The sequence below is a fragment of the Pseudomonas sp. FW305-96 genome, assembly GCF_058783825.1.
In genome coordinates this window covers 36,854-52,271 of record NZ_JBYSYW010000005.1, presented here as the reverse complement: position 1 = coordinate 52,271, position 15,418 = coordinate 36,854, and the positions used below count along the sequence as shown (strand labels likewise).

Genomic DNA, 15,418 nt, shown 5'->3' with positions numbered 1-15,418 from the left:
GCTCCTCGCAAAGCCCGCATCAGAGCAGTCGCGATGGCACCGACGGTGGTGCATATGCATCCCGGCCCGCGGGCTGGGGAAAAAGGCCTCAACATTGGCCGCGCAACGCCGATAACTGCTAAATCGACTGCCATCGCCTGCCTATGACCATTCCCCAGCATTCTCCTGAACCTACGCATCTGCCATCCGGCACCTTGCGGCACACGCTCAACCGCCTGTTGCCGGTCGGTCTTGCCCTGGTGGGCATCGGCCTTTCGGTCGCCCTGGGTCACCTCGACGCGCAGCGCGAGCGCAGTGAGCAACTGGGCAACCTGGCGGCCCACCTGGCGGGGATGCGGGGCGCGCTGGAGGCGCAGTTGGGCGCGGCGTTCGGCGAGGCCGAAGGCATCGCACAGCTGATCAGTGCCGACGGCGGCATCAGCCCCGCGCACTTCCATGGCATGGCCCGCGATGCCTTGCAGTCGGTGCCGTACATGCGCCATATCGCGCTGGCGCCGGGTGATGTGATCAGTGATGTCTACCCTTTGCCCGGCAACGAGCGGCTGATCGGGTTGGACTACCGGCAGCTGCCGGAGCAGTTTCCCCTGTTGCGCTCGGCCCGCGACCACGGCCATCCGGTGCTGGCCGGCCCGCTGCAGCTGTATCAGGGCGGGCGGGCGCTGATCTACCGGCGACCGGTGTTCGTCACCGGCAAGCGGGGTGTGCGGTTCTATTGGGGCAATGTGTCAATCGTTGCCGATATCGACCGTTTGCTGCTCACCGCCGGGGTGCGCCCGGACACCGAGTTCGAGCTGGCCGTGCGCGGGGGCGATGGCAAGGGCACCGAAGGCGCGCTGATCTGGGGCGACCCACGGCTGTTCGACGAGCCGCAGGTGAAGATGACGGTGGAGGTGCCGGGCGGCCTCTGGCAACTGGTCGCCGCGCCAAGGGGTGGCTGGTCGGGGCTGGACTTGTTCGGCTCGCCGCTGTTCCTGTTCGCGTTGAGCTGCACGGGTGTGTTCAGCCTGTTTGTCGCGCAGCTCAATCGCAAGCAGCGTCTGCTCGAACAACGCAATCGCGAGCTGCAGCGCTACCAGGCCCAGCTCGAACGCCTGGCCCACTACGACACCATCACCGGGTTGCCCAACCGCATCCTGTTCCAGCAGCAACTGAGCACTGCCATCTTGCAGGGCCATGGCCTGGCGGTGCTGATGCTCGACATCGACGGTTTCAAGCAGGTCAATGACAGCCTGGGGCACCCGATGGGCGACCTGCTGCTGCAGCAGGCGACCGCACGCTTCCTGCAGGAACTCGACAGCCAGGACCGGCTCTGCCGCCTGGGCGGCGACGAGTTCGTGTTCATGCTGCAAGGCGCCCAGGGGCAGGTGAACCAGCAGGTCCGCGCCTTGCTGCGCTGCCTGCAGCGGCCATTCGACCTCAATGGCAACGCCGCCCTGGTAACTGGCAGCATTGGCCTGGCCTGGTGCCCGCAGCATGGCGAGGACGCCGACAGCCTGTTGCGCCATGCCGACACCGCCATGTACGCCGCCAAGGAGGCCGGCCGCGATGCCTGGCGGCCTTATCACCCGGACATGACCGAGCGCCTGCAGCAGCGCCTGGAATTGGAGCGCAATCTGCGCCGGGCGCTGGAGCACAACGAGTTCGAGCTGTGGTACCAGCCCAAGGTTGACCTGTTCAGCGGGCAGTTGGAGGGCGTCGAGGCGCTGTTGCGCTGGCGCGACCCGGAGCATGGCCTGATCTCGCCCGGTGAGTTCATCCCCTTGGCCGAGCGCACCGGGTTGATCATCCCGCTCGGCGAGCGGGTGCTGGAACTTGCCTGCGCCCAGTTGGCCGAATGGCGCGCCAGTGATGGCCTGCCCGGGCCGCTGGCGATCAACGTAGCGGCCCTGCAGATCGAGCGCAGCGACTATGTGACCAGCCTCGCCTCGGCGCTGGAGCGCCACGGCCTGCCGGCCAACCTGCTGGAGGTGGAAATCACCGAGAGCCTGCTGATGGAAAGCCAGCAGCAAGCCTGCGCGGTGCTGGCGCAATTGCAGGCCATGGGCGTGGCCACGGCGGTGGACGACTTCGGTACCGGTTATTCGTCACTGGCCTATCTGCGCGCGTTGCCGATCGACCACCTGAAGATTGACCGGGCCTTCATCAAGGACCTGCCCGCAGACGACGACGCGGTGGCCATCGCCAGGGCGATCATCGATCTCGGGCATGCCCTGGGGTTTCGCATCACCGCCGAAGGCATCGAGACTCAGGAGCAGTACGATTTCCTGCGCCACGCCGGTTGCGACCAGGGGCAGGGTTTTTTGCTCGGGCGGCCGATGCCGGCCGAGGCACTGCGCGGCTGGCTGGCCGACAACCAGGAGCGCCGGCATCGGCCGCCGGGGCGCTAGCGGGTGGGCTTTCAGCCCATCTCCTGGATGCCCAGGCTCGCATACCCCACCCGTGGCACCTGCCCCAGGCGCTGCTCGACCAACGCCAGCAGCGATTCGCCGCTGGCCAGGTAGGCATCGCCGAAATCGTGCCCGCCCAGCGCGCTGGGATGGGCGACTACCTCCAGCACGCCGTGTGCGGGGGCCAACCCGGCCTTGAGGTCGGCCGGGGTGCAGACGAAGTCGGCGGTGCTTCCGGCGAGCTGGCGCAGGCGCCGGTTGAGCAGGCTCTTGAACATGCGCTTGGCCGGCCCGATGTTGTGCCCCACATTGCGTGCCAGGCGAATCGGCACCCCCTGGGCGCGGGCGAAGCGGGCGACGATGACGCCCACCGGCCAGATGTTGTGCACGTGCTGGTGCGAGTCCAGGTGGCTGGGCATCAGGCCGTGATCCAGGCAGTGTTTCCACTGGGCCTCCAGTTCCGCTTCCACGGCGGCCCGCTCGCGCCGCGACAGGTGCAGGGTGCGTTGCTTCAGGCGCAGGTCGAACTCGCCATGGGGCGTGCAGAAGCGCGGCTCGGCGAGGATCGCCTGGCTCAGCGGGCGGCCGTAGGTGAGGTTGAAGTGCAACCCCACCCGTCCCTTGAGCGCCGGCTGCTGGGCCAGCATGCAGGCGGTGGCGAAGGCCGGCATGTTGGCCATGGCCGTGGCCGAGCTGATCAGCCCGGCCTGGAAGGCATGCAGGATGACTGCGTTGGTGTGGGCGCTGAGGCCGAAATCGTCAGCGTTGACTATGACCTGGGATGGCATCCGGGCGCTCCTGTGGCGGGGTGGGGGCGACAACATCGGCTTCCTGGCGCGGCGAGCGTCTGCGCAGGCGTGGCTTGAACCAGTGCCAGCAGCGTAGCGCCAGACCCAGCAGCACGCCGTCGGGGCGCCAGCTGTAGCTGCTCAGGCGCCACTGTTCGACCTGGCCGGTCATGCGCTCGTGCAACTGGTGGCTGGAGTTGTCCAGGCTGACCCGCGAAGCGTCGACCCACTTCCAGTCTTCCTCCAGGCCCCAGTGAATCCATTCCTCCAACAGCACGCGGCCACTGCCCAGGTCGCGGTACTCAGGAACGAAGGCCAGGTTGTAGTCGTACACCCGGCCGCGCTCCAGCAGGCCCAGGCGGTAACTGATGCAGCGCCCGTCCAGTTCCAGCAGCACCAGGCACACCAGGCCTTCTCCGGCCAGGGCGGTGAAGGCCTGGTACATCCATGGGCGACGCTGGGGGCCGGAGAAGATGCCGACCTCGTCGTCGCCTTTCCAGCTGGTCGCTTCGACGGCGCTGATGGCGTCGAGCAGTTCACCCATGTTCTCGGGAGTGGCCACGACCCGGCGCACGCTGGCACCGCAGGCCTTGATGCGTTTGCGCGCGCGGCGCAGCTTGTAGCGTGGGTCGCCGCTGACCTCCTGGCGGTCCTGTTCGTTGATGCGGTGCACCGGCACCCGGCAGGTCAGGCGCTGCTGCCAGGTGGAGCTGGCGCCGGCCCACTGGCGCAGCCAGCCATCGTGCTCGGCGCTGTCCGGTACTTCACTCAACTGCAGCAAGGCATGCGGTAGCCGCTTGCGTATGGCCTGCAGGACCTGGTCGGCATATAGCGCCGGCAGGTCGATGAGCAGGGCGATGCGGTCGCTCAGCGGGTATCCCAGGTGGCGCACCACCGGGGCGAACAGCGGGCCGAACGGTTCGCGGGCACGGATCAGCGGCAGGCACAGGCACAGGCGTTCGTCCTGGTAGCCGAGCAGGACCTGCAGCCGCTGGCCTGGCAGCAGGGCTGACTCGGCGGCGCGCAGCCAGCCGAGGTGGTTGAACGGCGTGCTGTCGGGCAGGCGCCTGCGCAGCGCCTCGTAGTCGGCGGCGGGAAAGTCGCCGGCGCGCAGCGAGGCGCACCATTTCAGTTGCAGGCCCATGGGGGTCAGCCCGCCGTGGCCGAGGAGGCCGGAGCCTCCGGCTTGCGCAACGGCTCGAGTCGCGAGGCGGTGTAGCGGCTTTCGCGGAAGAACTTCCAGCGGCCAAACAGGCAGTACACGTTCATGATCCGTCCTTGTTCCTGATAACCCATGCGCAGGTGCAGCTTGAGCGCCGGAATATTGTGCTGCTCGCACACGTCCACCACCTTGGTGCAGCCCTGGGCGGCCATGGCCTTCCACAGTTCCAGCTGCAGGTCCACCGACAGCTCGGTACCCCAGTATTTGCGGATCAGCTCGCCGCCGAACTCGAAGAACTCCCCCGGCCCGACCGGGAACCAGCAACCGTAGTAGTGACGGTCGTGGTAATGGCGGCTGCTGCCCCAGATGAATGCCACGGCGTCGTTGTCGTCGTCGAGGAACATCAACCCGGTATGGCCCTCGGCGGCCAGCTCGCGCATGGTCTCGACGCGGTCGCCGAAGTGGCGGGCGAAGGCGCGCACGTTATGCACGGTGATGTGCTCGACCCGCAAGGTGCCGTAGGGCTTGAGCCGGTGCGGCGGCACCGGGCTGACCAGGTCGCGCTCCATCCACAACAGTTCCCAATGATAGAAGACGTAATGCCGGAAGGCGCTACGGCAGGTGGCTCGCAGTCCCTTGCGCTTGATGCGGTCCTGGATCTTGGTGAATGCAGTCATCGTGCCTCCTGGGCATGGCTGATCGAGGTGCGTCTCATGACGCGCTCCAGGTCAGGGCGAATACGGTCTGCCCTGGCAGTTGAAAATGGATCTGGCCATCGGTGCAGCTGAAGCTGGCGCGGCGGCTCTGGTTGTCGGGGCCGAACAGTTCGAGCTGGCCGCTGGGGCAGCCGCCGAGGGTCAGTGCCACCTGCTGCAGGCGCTCGGCCTTGTTCACCCCCAGCAGGCTGCGCTGGTGCTGGCGGGCCATGGCCAGGGCATCGACCTCGAAGGCGTCGTTGTCCAGGGCCAGCACCTGGTCCAGCCAGTGGCGCTGGATGAACTGCTGGGCCAGGCCTACCGGCTTGAGTTCGTAGCGCTGACCGCCGGCATCGCGCAGCATGCCCTTGGGCCATTCGGGCTCGTCGGCGACATGGAACCAGTTGAGCATGTCGAGCAGGCCGTCACTGGCGGCGTTGATCACCACCGAGGCCCACCACAAGCCGGCGTAGTGGGTGTTCTGCTCGTAGGGGCTCAGGCTCGAGCCGCTGGACAGGTTGGTCTGGTCCAGCAGCAGCGCCTTGCGCGGCCGGCCTTGGCCATCCAGGCCCACCAGCGCGGCAGCCTGGCGCACGCTGTCGCGGTAGCTGCGGGTGGCGAGCAGGTCGCGGACCATCCATTCGTGCCAGGCCAGGGCGTCGATCTGCGCGCCTTGCTCGGCCAGCAGGCGCCGCGCCCAGTCGATGCCGCGGCGCTGCTTGCCGTCGTCGGTAAAAGGCCCGCCGAGCAGGCGCGAGGAGGCCGGCATGGCGATGCGCACGCCGGCCTCGTGGGCACCGGGATACTCGCGCACGCGTTTGGCCATGGCCTGGAAGAAATCGCGGTAGCTGGCGTAGTCGCGGTAGTTGAGATTCGGCTCGTCGGCGAAGGCCAGGTAGTGAGTGCCCTTGCCGCCCAGGGCCTTGGTCGCCTCGAGCCAGGCGTCCAGCCCGTCCGTGCTGGTACGGTCGCTGCGCAGGTCGGCGACCCGGGCGCTGCCGGCCAGCAGGGTGATGTCCTGGAGAATGCCGAAGCGCTGCTGGTAGAGCTTGCGCCAGGCGTTTTCGAAGTCCGGCTGGCGTTGCAGTACGTCGACGAAACTGTAGAAGCCGGCGGCCTGGGGGCGCAGGGCATCCAGCGCGGCGAAGCTCGAGGCTGGTGGCAGCACGTAGGGCAGGGCGACGCCCAGCCGTGGGGTGGGGCCGAGGACCTTGTCACCCAAGGCAAGGGTTACCTGGCCCGGCAGTTGTGGCAGCTCGCCCAGGTCGGCGGCGCGCTGGGCGAACAGGTTGGCGCTGCCGTCGAGCCAGAACGCCGCCTTGCCGCTGCCCTGCAGGCCCAGTCGCCAGATCTCGTCACGGCCGCTGGCGGGCAGCGCCTGTTGATCGAAGCGCCAGTAGGCACGGTAGGGCTTGAGTGGTAGCTGAATGCGCCGGCCATCGCTCAGGCGTTCGGCGAACAGGCCATGCACGCCGCCGTGGTGCTTGCCGGCCAATACCGCCTGCTCGCCGGCCTTGACCCGGAAATACAGGGTAACGCCTGGCCCGACTTCAGCGCTGAAGTGCACCTTTGCCGGGGCGAACAGCGCGCGGGTGCTGTTGTCGTGCTGGATGCGATAGTCACGGAAGCTGTAGCCGGGCACCTCCAGGCGATAAGCGCCGCCGCCCGCCGCCAACGGCCAGCGTTGCTCGCCGCGCACCTGCGCGGCTTCGATCCGCCGGTTGCCGGCCAGGCGGCCCTGGCCGTCCAGCAGGTACAGACGCTCGGCGTTGGCATCGGCCTGCCAGGCGGGCTGCCACTGGATACGCAGTTCGTCGGCGCGGTCGGGGAGCAGGTACAGGCTGCCGTCGCGGATGTCCGCCCACTGCACCGGCGCGGCGAACACGCCCTGCGCCAAGAGCGCGCCGCACAGCAAGGCGGCCTTCATGCCGCCCTCCGTTGCAGCATCTGGCGCAGCGGCGTCAGGTCGGCGGGCAGGATGATCAGGGTCTGGCCCAGCGGCACGCCGCTGAGGCGGCAGTACAGCACCAGCATCGTCACGGTGACCGTCAGGTAGGCGATGGACGAAGCCGCGGCCGCGCCGACGATACCCCAGGCCGGAATGAGGAAGATGTTGAGCACCAGGTTCAGCGCGGCACCAGCGCCCATCATCAACGACACCGTGCCGGGACGGTTCTTGCCTAGCAGGTCCAGGCGCAGGATGCTGGCATAGCACAGTCCCAGCAGGCCCGGCAGCAACGCCAGCAGGGCCGGGTAGGCCGGGGCGTAGTCGGCGCCGAACAAGGTGACGATCAGCCAGTGGCCGATCAGCGCCATGCCCAGGCAGGCGCCGAGCATCACCGTGGCGGTCAGGCGCAGGGCCAGGGGAGTGATGCGCTCCATGCCGGCATCCTGCTGCAGCAGGCGCTTCATCAGCGGTGTGGTCACCGCCTCGGGGACGATCAGCAGCAGTTCGGCGGCGGCGCTGGCCATGGCGTAGTGGCCCAGGGCGGTGCTGCCGAGCAGCGCGCCGATGAACAGGTAGTCCGAGCGCAGGATCAACTGCTGGAACAACAGGTCGGGGTGGCTCTTGGCGCTGTAGCTGAGCAACTCACGCTGGCCACTGCGGTCCCAGCGCAGCGCCAGCGGGTGCTGGCGGCGCAGCCACCACAGGCCCAGCGCCAGGACCAGGGCGATGCCGCACAGCCAGCTGATCAGCGCCGCTTCCAGCGCCTCGTCTCGCCACATCCAGAACAGCCCGAGGAACAGCAGCAGCGGCGCCAGCGACTCGGTCAGGCGCAGGGCGTTGAAGGCGCCGACGCCGCCGCTGGCGTTGTGCAGGGTCAGCAGGCCGCTCTTGAGCACGGTCATCGGCACCGCCAGCAGCAACAGCCAGGCCAGCAGGCCCAGTTGCATGGTGACTTCCAGGTTGGCGCCGAACTCGCGCACCAGGAACACGCAGGCCAGGGTCAGCACGCCGGCCAGCAGGCAACCGTAGACCAGCACCTGGGTCAGCAGCAGGCCCATGTCGCGCTGCTTGGCCGCCTGGTAGCCGACCGCGCTGTTCAGGCCGCCGCTGGTGGCGGCGCTGATCAGGTCGGGCAGGGTACTGAGCAGGGCGAACAGGCCGCGCTCGCTCGGCCCGAGGATGCGCGCCAGCAGCACGTTGCGCAGCAGGCGCAGGGCGATCATCGCAAGCTTGGTGCCCATGCTCAGCGCCAGGTGGCGCAGGTAGCTGTTGCGGTTCATCAGCGTTCTCCACGACTGATGCGCCAGGCCAGCAGCGAGGGCCGGCTGGCATTGCGCTGGCTGACGCCGATGCGCGGCAGGGCCAGCGGATCGTCATGACCCTGGCAGATGCCCGGGCGAGTGCTCAGGGCGTAGGGGTAGCGATGCGCGGCGACCTGGGCCCGCACGCGCTCGTCGTGGTCGCCGTTGGGGTAGCAGTACACCGGCAGCGGTGCGCGGCAGCCTTCTTTGAGTGCCGCATGGCTGCGGGTCAGTTCTTCATTGAGGCGATGGTCGTCCAGGTAGGGCAGCAGGGCATGGCTGGCGCCATGCGGGCCGAAACGCACCAGGCCTGAGTCCTCCAGGGCGCGCACCTGCTGCCAGTCCATGGCTTGGGGCAGCGACTCTGTCGGGCAGGCGTCGGTCAGCACGTGCAGGGCCTGGGGGCTCAGGCTCTTGAGGGTCTGCAGGTAGCGCGCCAGCACCAGGCTGCGGGCCTTGCTGTGGTCGTGCATGAAGTAGGCCGCCGGCAACGGTCGGCCGAGTTTGCGCAGGCGTTCGATCAGTTGCCGCCGGGCCTCTTCGCCATGGCTGCCCCACAGTGTCTCGCCGACGCTTTCCCACCAGAAGCGCTGGCGGCTGCCGATGTAGTCGGTGGACAGGAAGATGCTTGCCGGCACCTGGTGACGCTGCAGCAGCGGGAAGGCGTTGACGGCGTTGTCGCGCCAGCCGTCGTCGAAGGTCAGGGCTACCTTGGGGCGGCAGTCGGCGCGGGGTTCCTCGTGGCTCTGCAGCAGGTCCATGAGGCTGACGCAATCGAAATGCCGGGGCAGCCAGCGCAGCAAGCCCTCGAAGGCCCGCGGGCCGACGCAAAGCTCGTTGCGGTGGGGCAGCGCGGCGCTGGCGTCATCGGCCAGCACCCGGTGCAGCATGAGGATCACCCCGGCGCCACGCAGCTCGGCGCGTCCGCGTGGCGAGTTGAAATAGAACCAGCCGCTGGCCTGCTTGATGTGGGTCTTGATCGGCATGTCCGTCGCTCATCGATTCTGGTCGGGGTTCCATTGGCTGTAGCTGTGCCCGCGCAGGAACTGCCACAGGCCCACGCTCATGCCGGCGAGGGTGACCAGCACGAAGGCGGCCAGGCGGAACGGGCGGGGCAAGCGCCGGCGGGCGTCGAGCAGGCCGGCGATGGCGGCGGTGTAGCCGAGCAGTTGCAGGGCCAGGGTCAGGCGGTAGAAACCGGGCTCGGCGGCCAGCCACAGGTTGGCCAGCAACAGCGGCAGCAGCAGTACCGGGGCCAGGCGGCGGATCAGCTTGTGGCTGATCAGGGCGATGGCGTACAGGCCGTGGCGCGCCGGATTGAGCAGCTCGCGGCGGGCGGCCAGGCTCAGCAGGCCACCGACGGTGACGCGCTGGCGGCGGCGGAACTGCTTGTCGGCCTCGTCGACGCCCTGATCGAGCACCACCGCCTCGGGCACATAGACGATGCGCAGGCCTGCGGCCGGCGCGCAGGTGCTGATGAAGAAGTCGTCGTTGACCTGTTTCGGGATTGGCTGGTACAGCCCCCGGCGCAGGGCCAGCAGGGCGCCGTCGGCCGAGACCATGCAGCCGGTGCGGTTCTCCACCTTGCGCACCCAGGCTTCGTAGTGGCGGTACAGGCTGTCGCCGATGCTCAGGCCCTTGCCCGGGTCGGGAATGATCATATGCCCTGCAGTGCCGCCGACCTGCGCGTCGGCGAAGGGTGCGAGCAGCAGGCCGAGGGTGTCGGTCGACCACTGGTTATCGGCGTCGGTGAACACCAGCAGGTCGCCCGTGCACACCTGCACGGCACTGTTCAACGCACCGGCCTTGCCCAGGCGTGGCAGGTCCAGCACCTGCACCCGGAGGTCGCCCAGACCACGGGCCAAGGCCACGGTGCGGTCGCTGGAGCCGTCGCTGGCCACCACCACCTGCAGCTCCGCGGCTGCGTAGTCCTGGCCGAGCACGCTGACAAGCTTGGCTTCGATATGCCGCTCTTCGTTGTGCGCGGCGATCACCACACTGACCCGTTGCGCGGGCAACGGCATGGCGGTGCGACGGGCGAAGAACGGCGCAGCCAGGGTCAGCAGCAGCGGGTAGCCGACCCAGGCGTACAACGGCAGCAGCAGGCATAGCCAGAAAATGAACTCAGCCACGGGCGGGCCTCCTTGCGGTGCGGTTGAACAGGCTGAGGATGAAGGCGGCGCCGGCCAGGTGCAGGCGCAGCCAGTGCAGGCCCCAGAGTTGCAGCGTGAGCAGCGGGTCGCGGTGCCTGCGGCTCTGGCGCAGGCTCAGCAGCAGCGCGGGCAGGGCGCTGACCAGCAGGAAGAACAGCGCGACATGAGGGAAGCCGTCGAGCAGCGCCGACAGGGCAACGGCATCCAGCACCCAGGCGCCCACCGAGAGCATCGGAAAACGCAGCAGGCGCAGGCTCACGCCATGGCTGCGCAGCAATTGCAGGTGGCTGCCCTGGCGCCACATCTCCTTGCCCAGCCACTCGCGCCAGTTGGCTTCATAACCCCAGTGCAGCACCGCAGGTTCGCGCAGCACGCGAAGGCGCGCGCCGGCTTCATGCAGGCGCAGGGTGAGGTCCTTGTCCTCGCCGGTGCGCAGGCGCTCATCGAAACCGCCGACCTGCTCGAACCAGTGGCGCCGCATCAACAAGTTGGGGGTGGGCAGCCAGGTGCAGTCCTGCACTGTCTGCCCGGTGCGCAGGGTTCGCCGTTGCCAGGCCTGGGCGAACCAGGGCGCGTGGCGCGGGGTGTCGCAGTCCAGGGCGAAGACATCGCCTTCGCCTCGGCGTTGCAGGTCCAGCAGCAGGTCCAGCCAGTGTTCCGGGACCTCGATGTCGGCATCGAGGAAGGCCAGCCAGTCGCCTTGACTGGCGTTCACGCCGGCATTGCGCAGGGCGCCGATGGCCACGCCCGGCAGGCTCAGCACCTGGGCACCGTGGGCGCGGGCGATCGCCGGGCCGTCGTCACTGGAGCCGTTGTCCACCACGATCAGCTCGCAGGCCAGCCCGGCTGCGCTGGCCGAGCGCCGGGCGGCATCGAGGGTGCGGCCGATATGGCGGGCTTCGTTGAACATCGGGATGACGATACTCACCCGGCTCATCGGGCCACCTCCACGGGCTGCTGCTCACGCGCCTGGCCAAGCAGCACGCTGGACAGCGCCAGCATCAGCCACAGGTACTTGTGGCTCGGGGCGCTGAGGAACATCAGGAACAGGCCGATGGCGAGCATGCTCATGGTCAGGTGGGTCATCAGGTCGGCGCGGTCCGGGTCGCCGGCCGCGCGGAAGGCGGCGCGGGCCTGCCAGAAGTTGCGCAGGGCCAGGGCAATCATGCCGACGAACAGCAGGCCCGCCGGCAGGCCGACCTCGCTGAACAGCTCCAGGTAGGTGTTGTGAGCGCGGCGGTAGAGGTCGGTGGTCTTGCTGTTGACCGGGGCGAAGGCCTTGGAGAAACCAGTGTCGGCATAGTGCAGCGGGAAGGTGCCGGGGCCGGTACCGAGCAGCGGGCTGTGGCTGATCATTTCCTTGCCCACCACCAGGTAGGAGGCGCGCCGGCCCAGCGATTCGTCCTGGTGGGCGTTGACCCCGGACTTGAGCAGCATCAGCGACTGGATGCGCTCGGCGTAGCCGGCGGGCATCAAGGCCACGCCCAGGGGTAGGACAATGGCCAGGCCAAGCATGGCGAAGCCCAGGTGGCGCGGGCGGATGCGCGTCAGCTGTTCGCGGTAGTTGTGCAGCACGATGCCCAGGCTGATCAGCAATACCACCAGCCCCGAGCGCGACTCGGTCTTGGTCATGCCCACCAGCAGCAACACGCAGCAACCGGCCCAGAACAACTTGACCGGGATCTGCCGCGCCTTGATCGCCAGCCACAGCCCCAGGGGCATGGCGATGGTGATCAGCAGGGCGAAGGCGTTGGGGTCGAGCATGGCCGAGGCGCGGCCCTGCTCCTGGTATTTGCTGGAGAAGATCGCGAACAGGCAGGTTACGCACACGCTGACGGTGATCAGCCGCGCCAGCAGCGGCAGGTTGAGGTCGCGACCGACCAGCAAGGTAATGACGAACACCACCAGGCCCACCAGCAACTCACGCAGGTGTCCGCCCGACAGGGCCACGTCGTCGCTGGCCCACAGGCTCAGCAGGTACAGGGCCATGAACGGCAGCAACAGGCGCCATTGATTGCTGCGCAGGCGCTCGCCGGGAAGTTGGCGCACTGCCAGTTGCAGGCTGAGGATCAGTACCAGGCCGATGCCCACCAGCTTGGCGCCGGACACCAGGCCGTCCTTGAGCAGCCCCTCCAGCGGCACCAGGGTGGCGATCGCCAGCAGGCCCCAGGCCGGTTTGCGGTACAGCACCAGCACGCCGGCCAGGCCGATCACGCCACCGGGCGCCAGGAACGGGTAGGGGCTGGCCAAGAGACCCAGGCTCAGCAAGGCCACCAGGGCCACCAGCGACAGGGGAATGATCATGCGACAACCTCCTCGGTCGTGCCTCGATACACCTGGGCCCAGCGTTGTGCCAGGGTTGGCAGGTGGTAGCGTTGACGTTGAGTCTGGCGAGCCCGGGCAACCAGTTCGTCGGCCTGCTCGGGGTCTTGCAGCAGCGCTTCGAGATGCTCGCCCAGTTCTGTCGTGGCCAAGGGACGGGCGAGCAGGCCGTTGTGGCCGTGCTCGATGACGTCGGGGATGCCGCCCACACCGAAGGCCACCACCGGCACGCCATCCTGCATGGCTTCCAGCAGGATCATCGGCGTGCCTTCGGTGCGCGAGCTGATGACCAGGGCATCCAGCCGTTTCATCCAGCCGCGCATGTCGCGCTGGAAGCCCGGCAGGGTGATGCGCTCGCCCAGACCGGCAGCGTCGATGCGCTGTTGCAAGGCATCGCGTTCAGGGCCTTCGCCAAGCATCACGGCGTGGACCCGCGGTTGGCGTTGACACACCGGGATCAACGTGTCGAGGAACAGGTCGGGGCCTTTTTCGCTGGACAGCCGGCCAACGTAGGCGGCTAGCCAGGGGGCGCCGCCTGGCTGTGCTGCTCCCAGGCCATCCTTTGCCTGCGTTTCACAAATCTCGGGCAGCCCATTTGGAATCACCTGCAGCTTGGCCGCTGGCACCCCGGCATCGCGATGGATACGGGCAATGCTCTCGGCCACGCACACCACCGTGTCCACCGTCGGCGTGCGGCACAACTGCAGGCTCAGCCAGGTGTAGAAACGCTGTTTGCGGCTGCGCGGGGTAAAGCCATGCTGGGTGCTGACCATCGGCAGGCGCCACAGCGTGGCGCCGATCCAGCCGAACAGCTGGCCCTTGAAGTTATGACTGTTGACCAGTGGACGTTCGCCGCGCTGCGCGCCGAGTACCTTGAGCACCGCCCCCAGCCCGTGGCAGGTGTCGCACTCGACACCCGCCTCGCGAAAGCGCGCCACCAGGTCCGCCGGGGCATCGAGGAACAGCACCCGATGCCGGCCGGGGGTGGCCTGGCAGTGGTCCAGGAGCATGCGCTCGGCGCCATAGAACCCGCCGCTGCTCAGCAGGTGCAGGATCGGCCGGCCGGCGTGCAGCGCGGCGTTCAATTGCGCACCCAGTGCCACAGGCGTGGCAGCGACCAGCTCTTGTGCGGGTTGGGCAGCGCCGGGGTCTGGTCGTTGATCACCAGCAGTACTGGCAGGCCCAGCTCGTGGCTGATCTGCGCCGGATGCTTGAAGCGGTGGTCGAAGAACTCCCTGACGTAGACCACGGCAATTGCCAGCAGCAGGCCGGTGACCAGGCCGAACGGAATGATCAGGCCAGGTTTCGGGAAGCTCGCCGCGGTGGGTTCGTAGGGGGCGCTGAGGATGCGCGCGTTGGACTGGCTGCCATCGAGCAGGCCCTGGCCACGGCTTTCCTCGTAGCGCTGGGCGTAGGTGGAGAAGGCCTTGTGCAGGGCATCGATCTCGGTGTCCAGCTGCCGGGTCTTGCTCTGGGTCTCGCGCAACTGGAGGATGCGCTTGCTGTAGTCGGCGATGCGCTGGGTCTTCTGCTCGATCACCTGCTGGGTCACGGCCAGGTCCTGCTGGCGTTCACGGATGCGGTTCTCGACGATCTTGAGGAACTGCGCGCGCAACTGGGCAATCTGCTGGCGGGCCATGACCATCTGGTCGGAGCCTGGCTGGAACACCGTGGCGTCACCGTTGTAGCGGGCCAGCTGGGTGGTCAGCTGCTCGCCGAGCTGCTTGATCTCGCGGTCTTCGAAGGCGACGTTGTCGACCGTGGTGGTGAAGGTGTAGGGGAAAGCGTAGTCGGCCATCTTCGCCTTGTTGGCCGCGGCCAGGCTGCTTTGCAGGTAGTCCAGCCACTTCTGGTTCTGCAGCTGGCGGTCACGTTGCAGGTTGAGCGCCTGCTCTTCGGTGTTGATGGCGTTGAGGCGGAAGGTGATCTCCTCCTTCGGATCCGACGAGCCGATGGCGGTGAGCAGGCCCAGGCGCTGGCTTTCCAGGTCGCCCAGGCGGGCCTGGTAGTGCAGCTTCTTCTGCTCGTAGAAGGCTTCGGGCAGTTCATTGGACTGCAGGTCCTGGCGGTTGGCCAGGAAGTTCTCCAGCAGGCGGCTGACGAACAGCGTGCCCAGCTTCGCGTCATTGGCGCTGTAGGTGATGGAAATCACGTTGGAGCCGGGCAGGGTCTCGACCTTGAGGTCCTTGACGGCCTGGTCGGTGAGGGTGTCGAGCTGGGTGTCGCGATCGTCCGCCACGCTATTGCCGAACAGCCGGTGCAGGGGCTCGATCACTGCATGACGCAGCGGGTCGAGCACGGTGCGCCGCAGCAGGCCGGGCTCGTCCGGATAGTGGCCTTCCTTGCGCAGCTCGCCGATGGTCTGGCGGATCAGGGTTGGCGAGCGCAGGATGTTGCTCTCGGTCTCCATGTCGGCCAGCGACGGCGGGATGAACTGGTCGGCCTGCTGGCTGAGCGCCGAGGTGGTGTCGCTCTGCGAGAGCTTCTTGGACTGCACGATGACTTCGGCGGTGATGTCGTAGCTCTGCTTGAGCACCAGCGGCAACAGCACGGCGATCACCGCGAACACCAGGAACACCCGTTTCACCAACTGGCGGTTGGCGAAGAAGATGCGGAAGAACTCATGTACGTAGTTTTCTTTCGGTTGCGTGGTCATGGTCCG

The 15,418-nt window shown here is 67.8% G+C and carries 12 protein-coding genes; 1 reads left to right on the top strand and 11 read right to left on the bottom strand.

Annotation, left to right across the window (positions count from 1 at the left end; translation table 11 throughout):
* The first annotated feature begins 143 nt into the window (after positions 1 to 143).
* The gene (locus AC3WL2_RS05390) at positions 144 to 2,387 is read left to right on the top strand and encodes a putative bifunctional diguanylate cyclase/phosphodiesterase (protein ID WP_102682294.1); all 2,244 of its coding nucleotides are present in this window, start codon (positions 144 to 146) and stop codon (positions 2,385 to 2,387) included.
* 11 nt (positions 2,388 to 2,398) lie between these two features.
* On the opposite strand, the gene AC3WL2_RS05385 is transcribed toward AC3WL2_RS05390, so the two are convergent.
* From AC3WL2_RS05385 to AC3WL2_RS05335, 11 genes are read right to left on the bottom strand one after another with little or no spacing between them, the layout of a single operon-like run.
* Positions 2,399 to 3,175: a ChbG/HpnK family deacetylase gene (locus AC3WL2_RS05385; protein WP_102682359.1), complete on the bottom strand. Its 777-nt coding sequence runs from the start codon at positions 3,173 to 3,175 to the stop codon at positions 2,399 to 2,401.
* Positions 3,147 to 4,319 carry a GNAT family N-acetyltransferase gene (locus AC3WL2_RS05380; protein WP_102682293.1) on the bottom strand — a complete coding sequence of 391 codons (1,173 nt, stop codon included), beginning with the start codon at positions 4,317 to 4,319 and terminating at the stop codon, positions 3,147 to 3,149. Before AC3WL2_RS05380 ends, AC3WL2_RS05385 begins: the two co-directional genes overlap by 29 nt.
* A 5-nt stretch (positions 4,320 to 4,324) precedes the next feature.
* The gene (locus AC3WL2_RS05375; protein ID WP_102682292.1) at positions 4,325 to 5,014 is read right to left on the bottom strand and encodes a GNAT family N-acetyltransferase; all 690 of its coding nucleotides are present in this window, start codon (positions 5,012 to 5,014) and stop codon (positions 4,325 to 4,327) included.
* Between the two features lie 34 nt (positions 5,015 to 5,048).
* Positions 5,049 to 6,959, bottom strand: coding sequence for a hypothetical protein (locus AC3WL2_RS05370; protein ID WP_102682291.1), 1,911 nt, complete (start codon positions 6,957 to 6,959; stop codon positions 5,049 to 5,051).
* Positions 6,956 to 8,260: an oligosaccharide flippase family protein gene (locus AC3WL2_RS05365; protein WP_102682290.1), complete on the bottom strand. Its 1,305-nt coding sequence runs from the start codon at positions 8,258 to 8,260 to the stop codon at positions 6,956 to 6,958. The genes AC3WL2_RS05370 and AC3WL2_RS05365 overlap by 4 nt, the downstream gene beginning before the upstream one ends.
* Positions 8,260 to 9,267, bottom strand: coding sequence for a polysaccharide deacetylase family protein (locus tag AC3WL2_RS05360; RefSeq protein WP_102682289.1), 1,008 nt, complete (start codon positions 9,265 to 9,267; stop codon positions 8,260 to 8,262). The genes AC3WL2_RS05365 and AC3WL2_RS05360 overlap by 1 nt, the downstream gene beginning before the upstream one ends.
* A 9-nt stretch (positions 9,268 to 9,276) precedes the next feature.
* Positions 9,277 to 10,413, bottom strand: coding sequence for a glycosyltransferase (locus tag AC3WL2_RS05355; RefSeq protein ID WP_102682288.1), 1,137 nt, complete (start codon positions 10,411 to 10,413; stop codon positions 9,277 to 9,279).
* Positions 10,406 to 11,371 (bottom strand): glycosyltransferase family 2 protein, encoded by a 966-nt coding sequence (locus AC3WL2_RS05350; protein WP_102682287.1) that lies wholly within the window; start codon positions 11,369 to 11,371, stop codon positions 10,406 to 10,408. The genes AC3WL2_RS05355 and AC3WL2_RS05350 overlap by 8 nt, the downstream gene beginning before the upstream one ends.
* Positions 11,368 to 12,738: an O-antigen ligase family protein gene (locus tag AC3WL2_RS05345; RefSeq protein ID WP_102682286.1), complete on the bottom strand. Its 1,371-nt coding sequence runs from the start codon at positions 12,736 to 12,738 to the stop codon at positions 11,368 to 11,370. The genes AC3WL2_RS05350 and AC3WL2_RS05345 overlap by 4 nt, the downstream gene beginning before the upstream one ends.
* A complete protein-coding gene (locus AC3WL2_RS05340) occupies positions 12,735 to 13,841 on the bottom strand; it encodes a glycosyltransferase family 4 protein (RefSeq protein ID WP_232967994.1) in 1,107 nt (368 codons plus the stop codon). The genes AC3WL2_RS05345 and AC3WL2_RS05340 overlap by 4 nt, the downstream gene beginning before the upstream one ends.
* Entirely contained in the window at positions 13,838 to 15,412 is a 1,575-nt protein-coding gene (locus AC3WL2_RS05335) for a GumC family protein (protein WP_046855785.1), read from the bottom strand. Before AC3WL2_RS05335 ends, AC3WL2_RS05340 begins: the two co-directional genes overlap by 4 nt.
* Positions 15,413 to 15,418 lie beyond the last annotated feature (6 nt).

Bases quoted from the DNA above. Each gene is read 5' to 3' on its own strand.
- AC3WL2_RS05390 (WP_102682294.1), top strand. From the start codon at position 144: ATGACCATTCCCCAGCATTCTCCTGAACCTACGCATCTGCCATCCGGC.
- AC3WL2_RS05385 (WP_102682359.1), bottom strand. From the start codon at position 3,175: ATGCCATCCCAGGTCATAGTCAACGCTGACGATTTCGGCCTCAGCGCC.
- AC3WL2_RS05380 (WP_102682293.1), bottom strand. From the start codon at position 4,319: ATGGGCCTGCAACTGAAATGGTGCGCCTCGCTGCGCGCCGGCGACTTT.
- AC3WL2_RS05375 (WP_102682292.1), bottom strand. From the start codon at position 5,014: ATGACTGCATTCACCAAGATCCAGGACCGCATCAAGCGCAAGGGACTG.
- AC3WL2_RS05370 (WP_102682291.1), bottom strand. From the start codon at position 6,959: ATGAAGGCCGCCTTGCTGTGCGGCGCGCTCTTGGCGCAGGGCGTGTTC.
- AC3WL2_RS05365 (WP_102682290.1), bottom strand. From the start codon at position 8,260: ATGAACCGCAACAGCTACCTGCGCCACCTGGCGCTGAGCATGGGCACC.
- AC3WL2_RS05360 (WP_102682289.1), bottom strand. From the start codon at position 9,267: ATGCCGATCAAGACCCACATCAAGCAGGCCAGCGGCTGGTTCTATTTC.
- AC3WL2_RS05350 (WP_102682287.1), bottom strand. From the start codon at position 11,371: ATGAGCCGGGTGAGTATCGTCATCCCGATGTTCAACGAAGCCCGCCAT.
- AC3WL2_RS05345 (WP_102682286.1), bottom strand. From the start codon at position 12,738: ATGATCATTCCCCTGTCGCTGGTGGCCCTGGTGGCCTTGCTGAGCCTG.
- AC3WL2_RS05335 (WP_046855785.1), bottom strand. From the start codon at position 15,412: ATGACCACGCAACCGAAAGAAAACTACGTACATGAGTTCTTCCGCATC.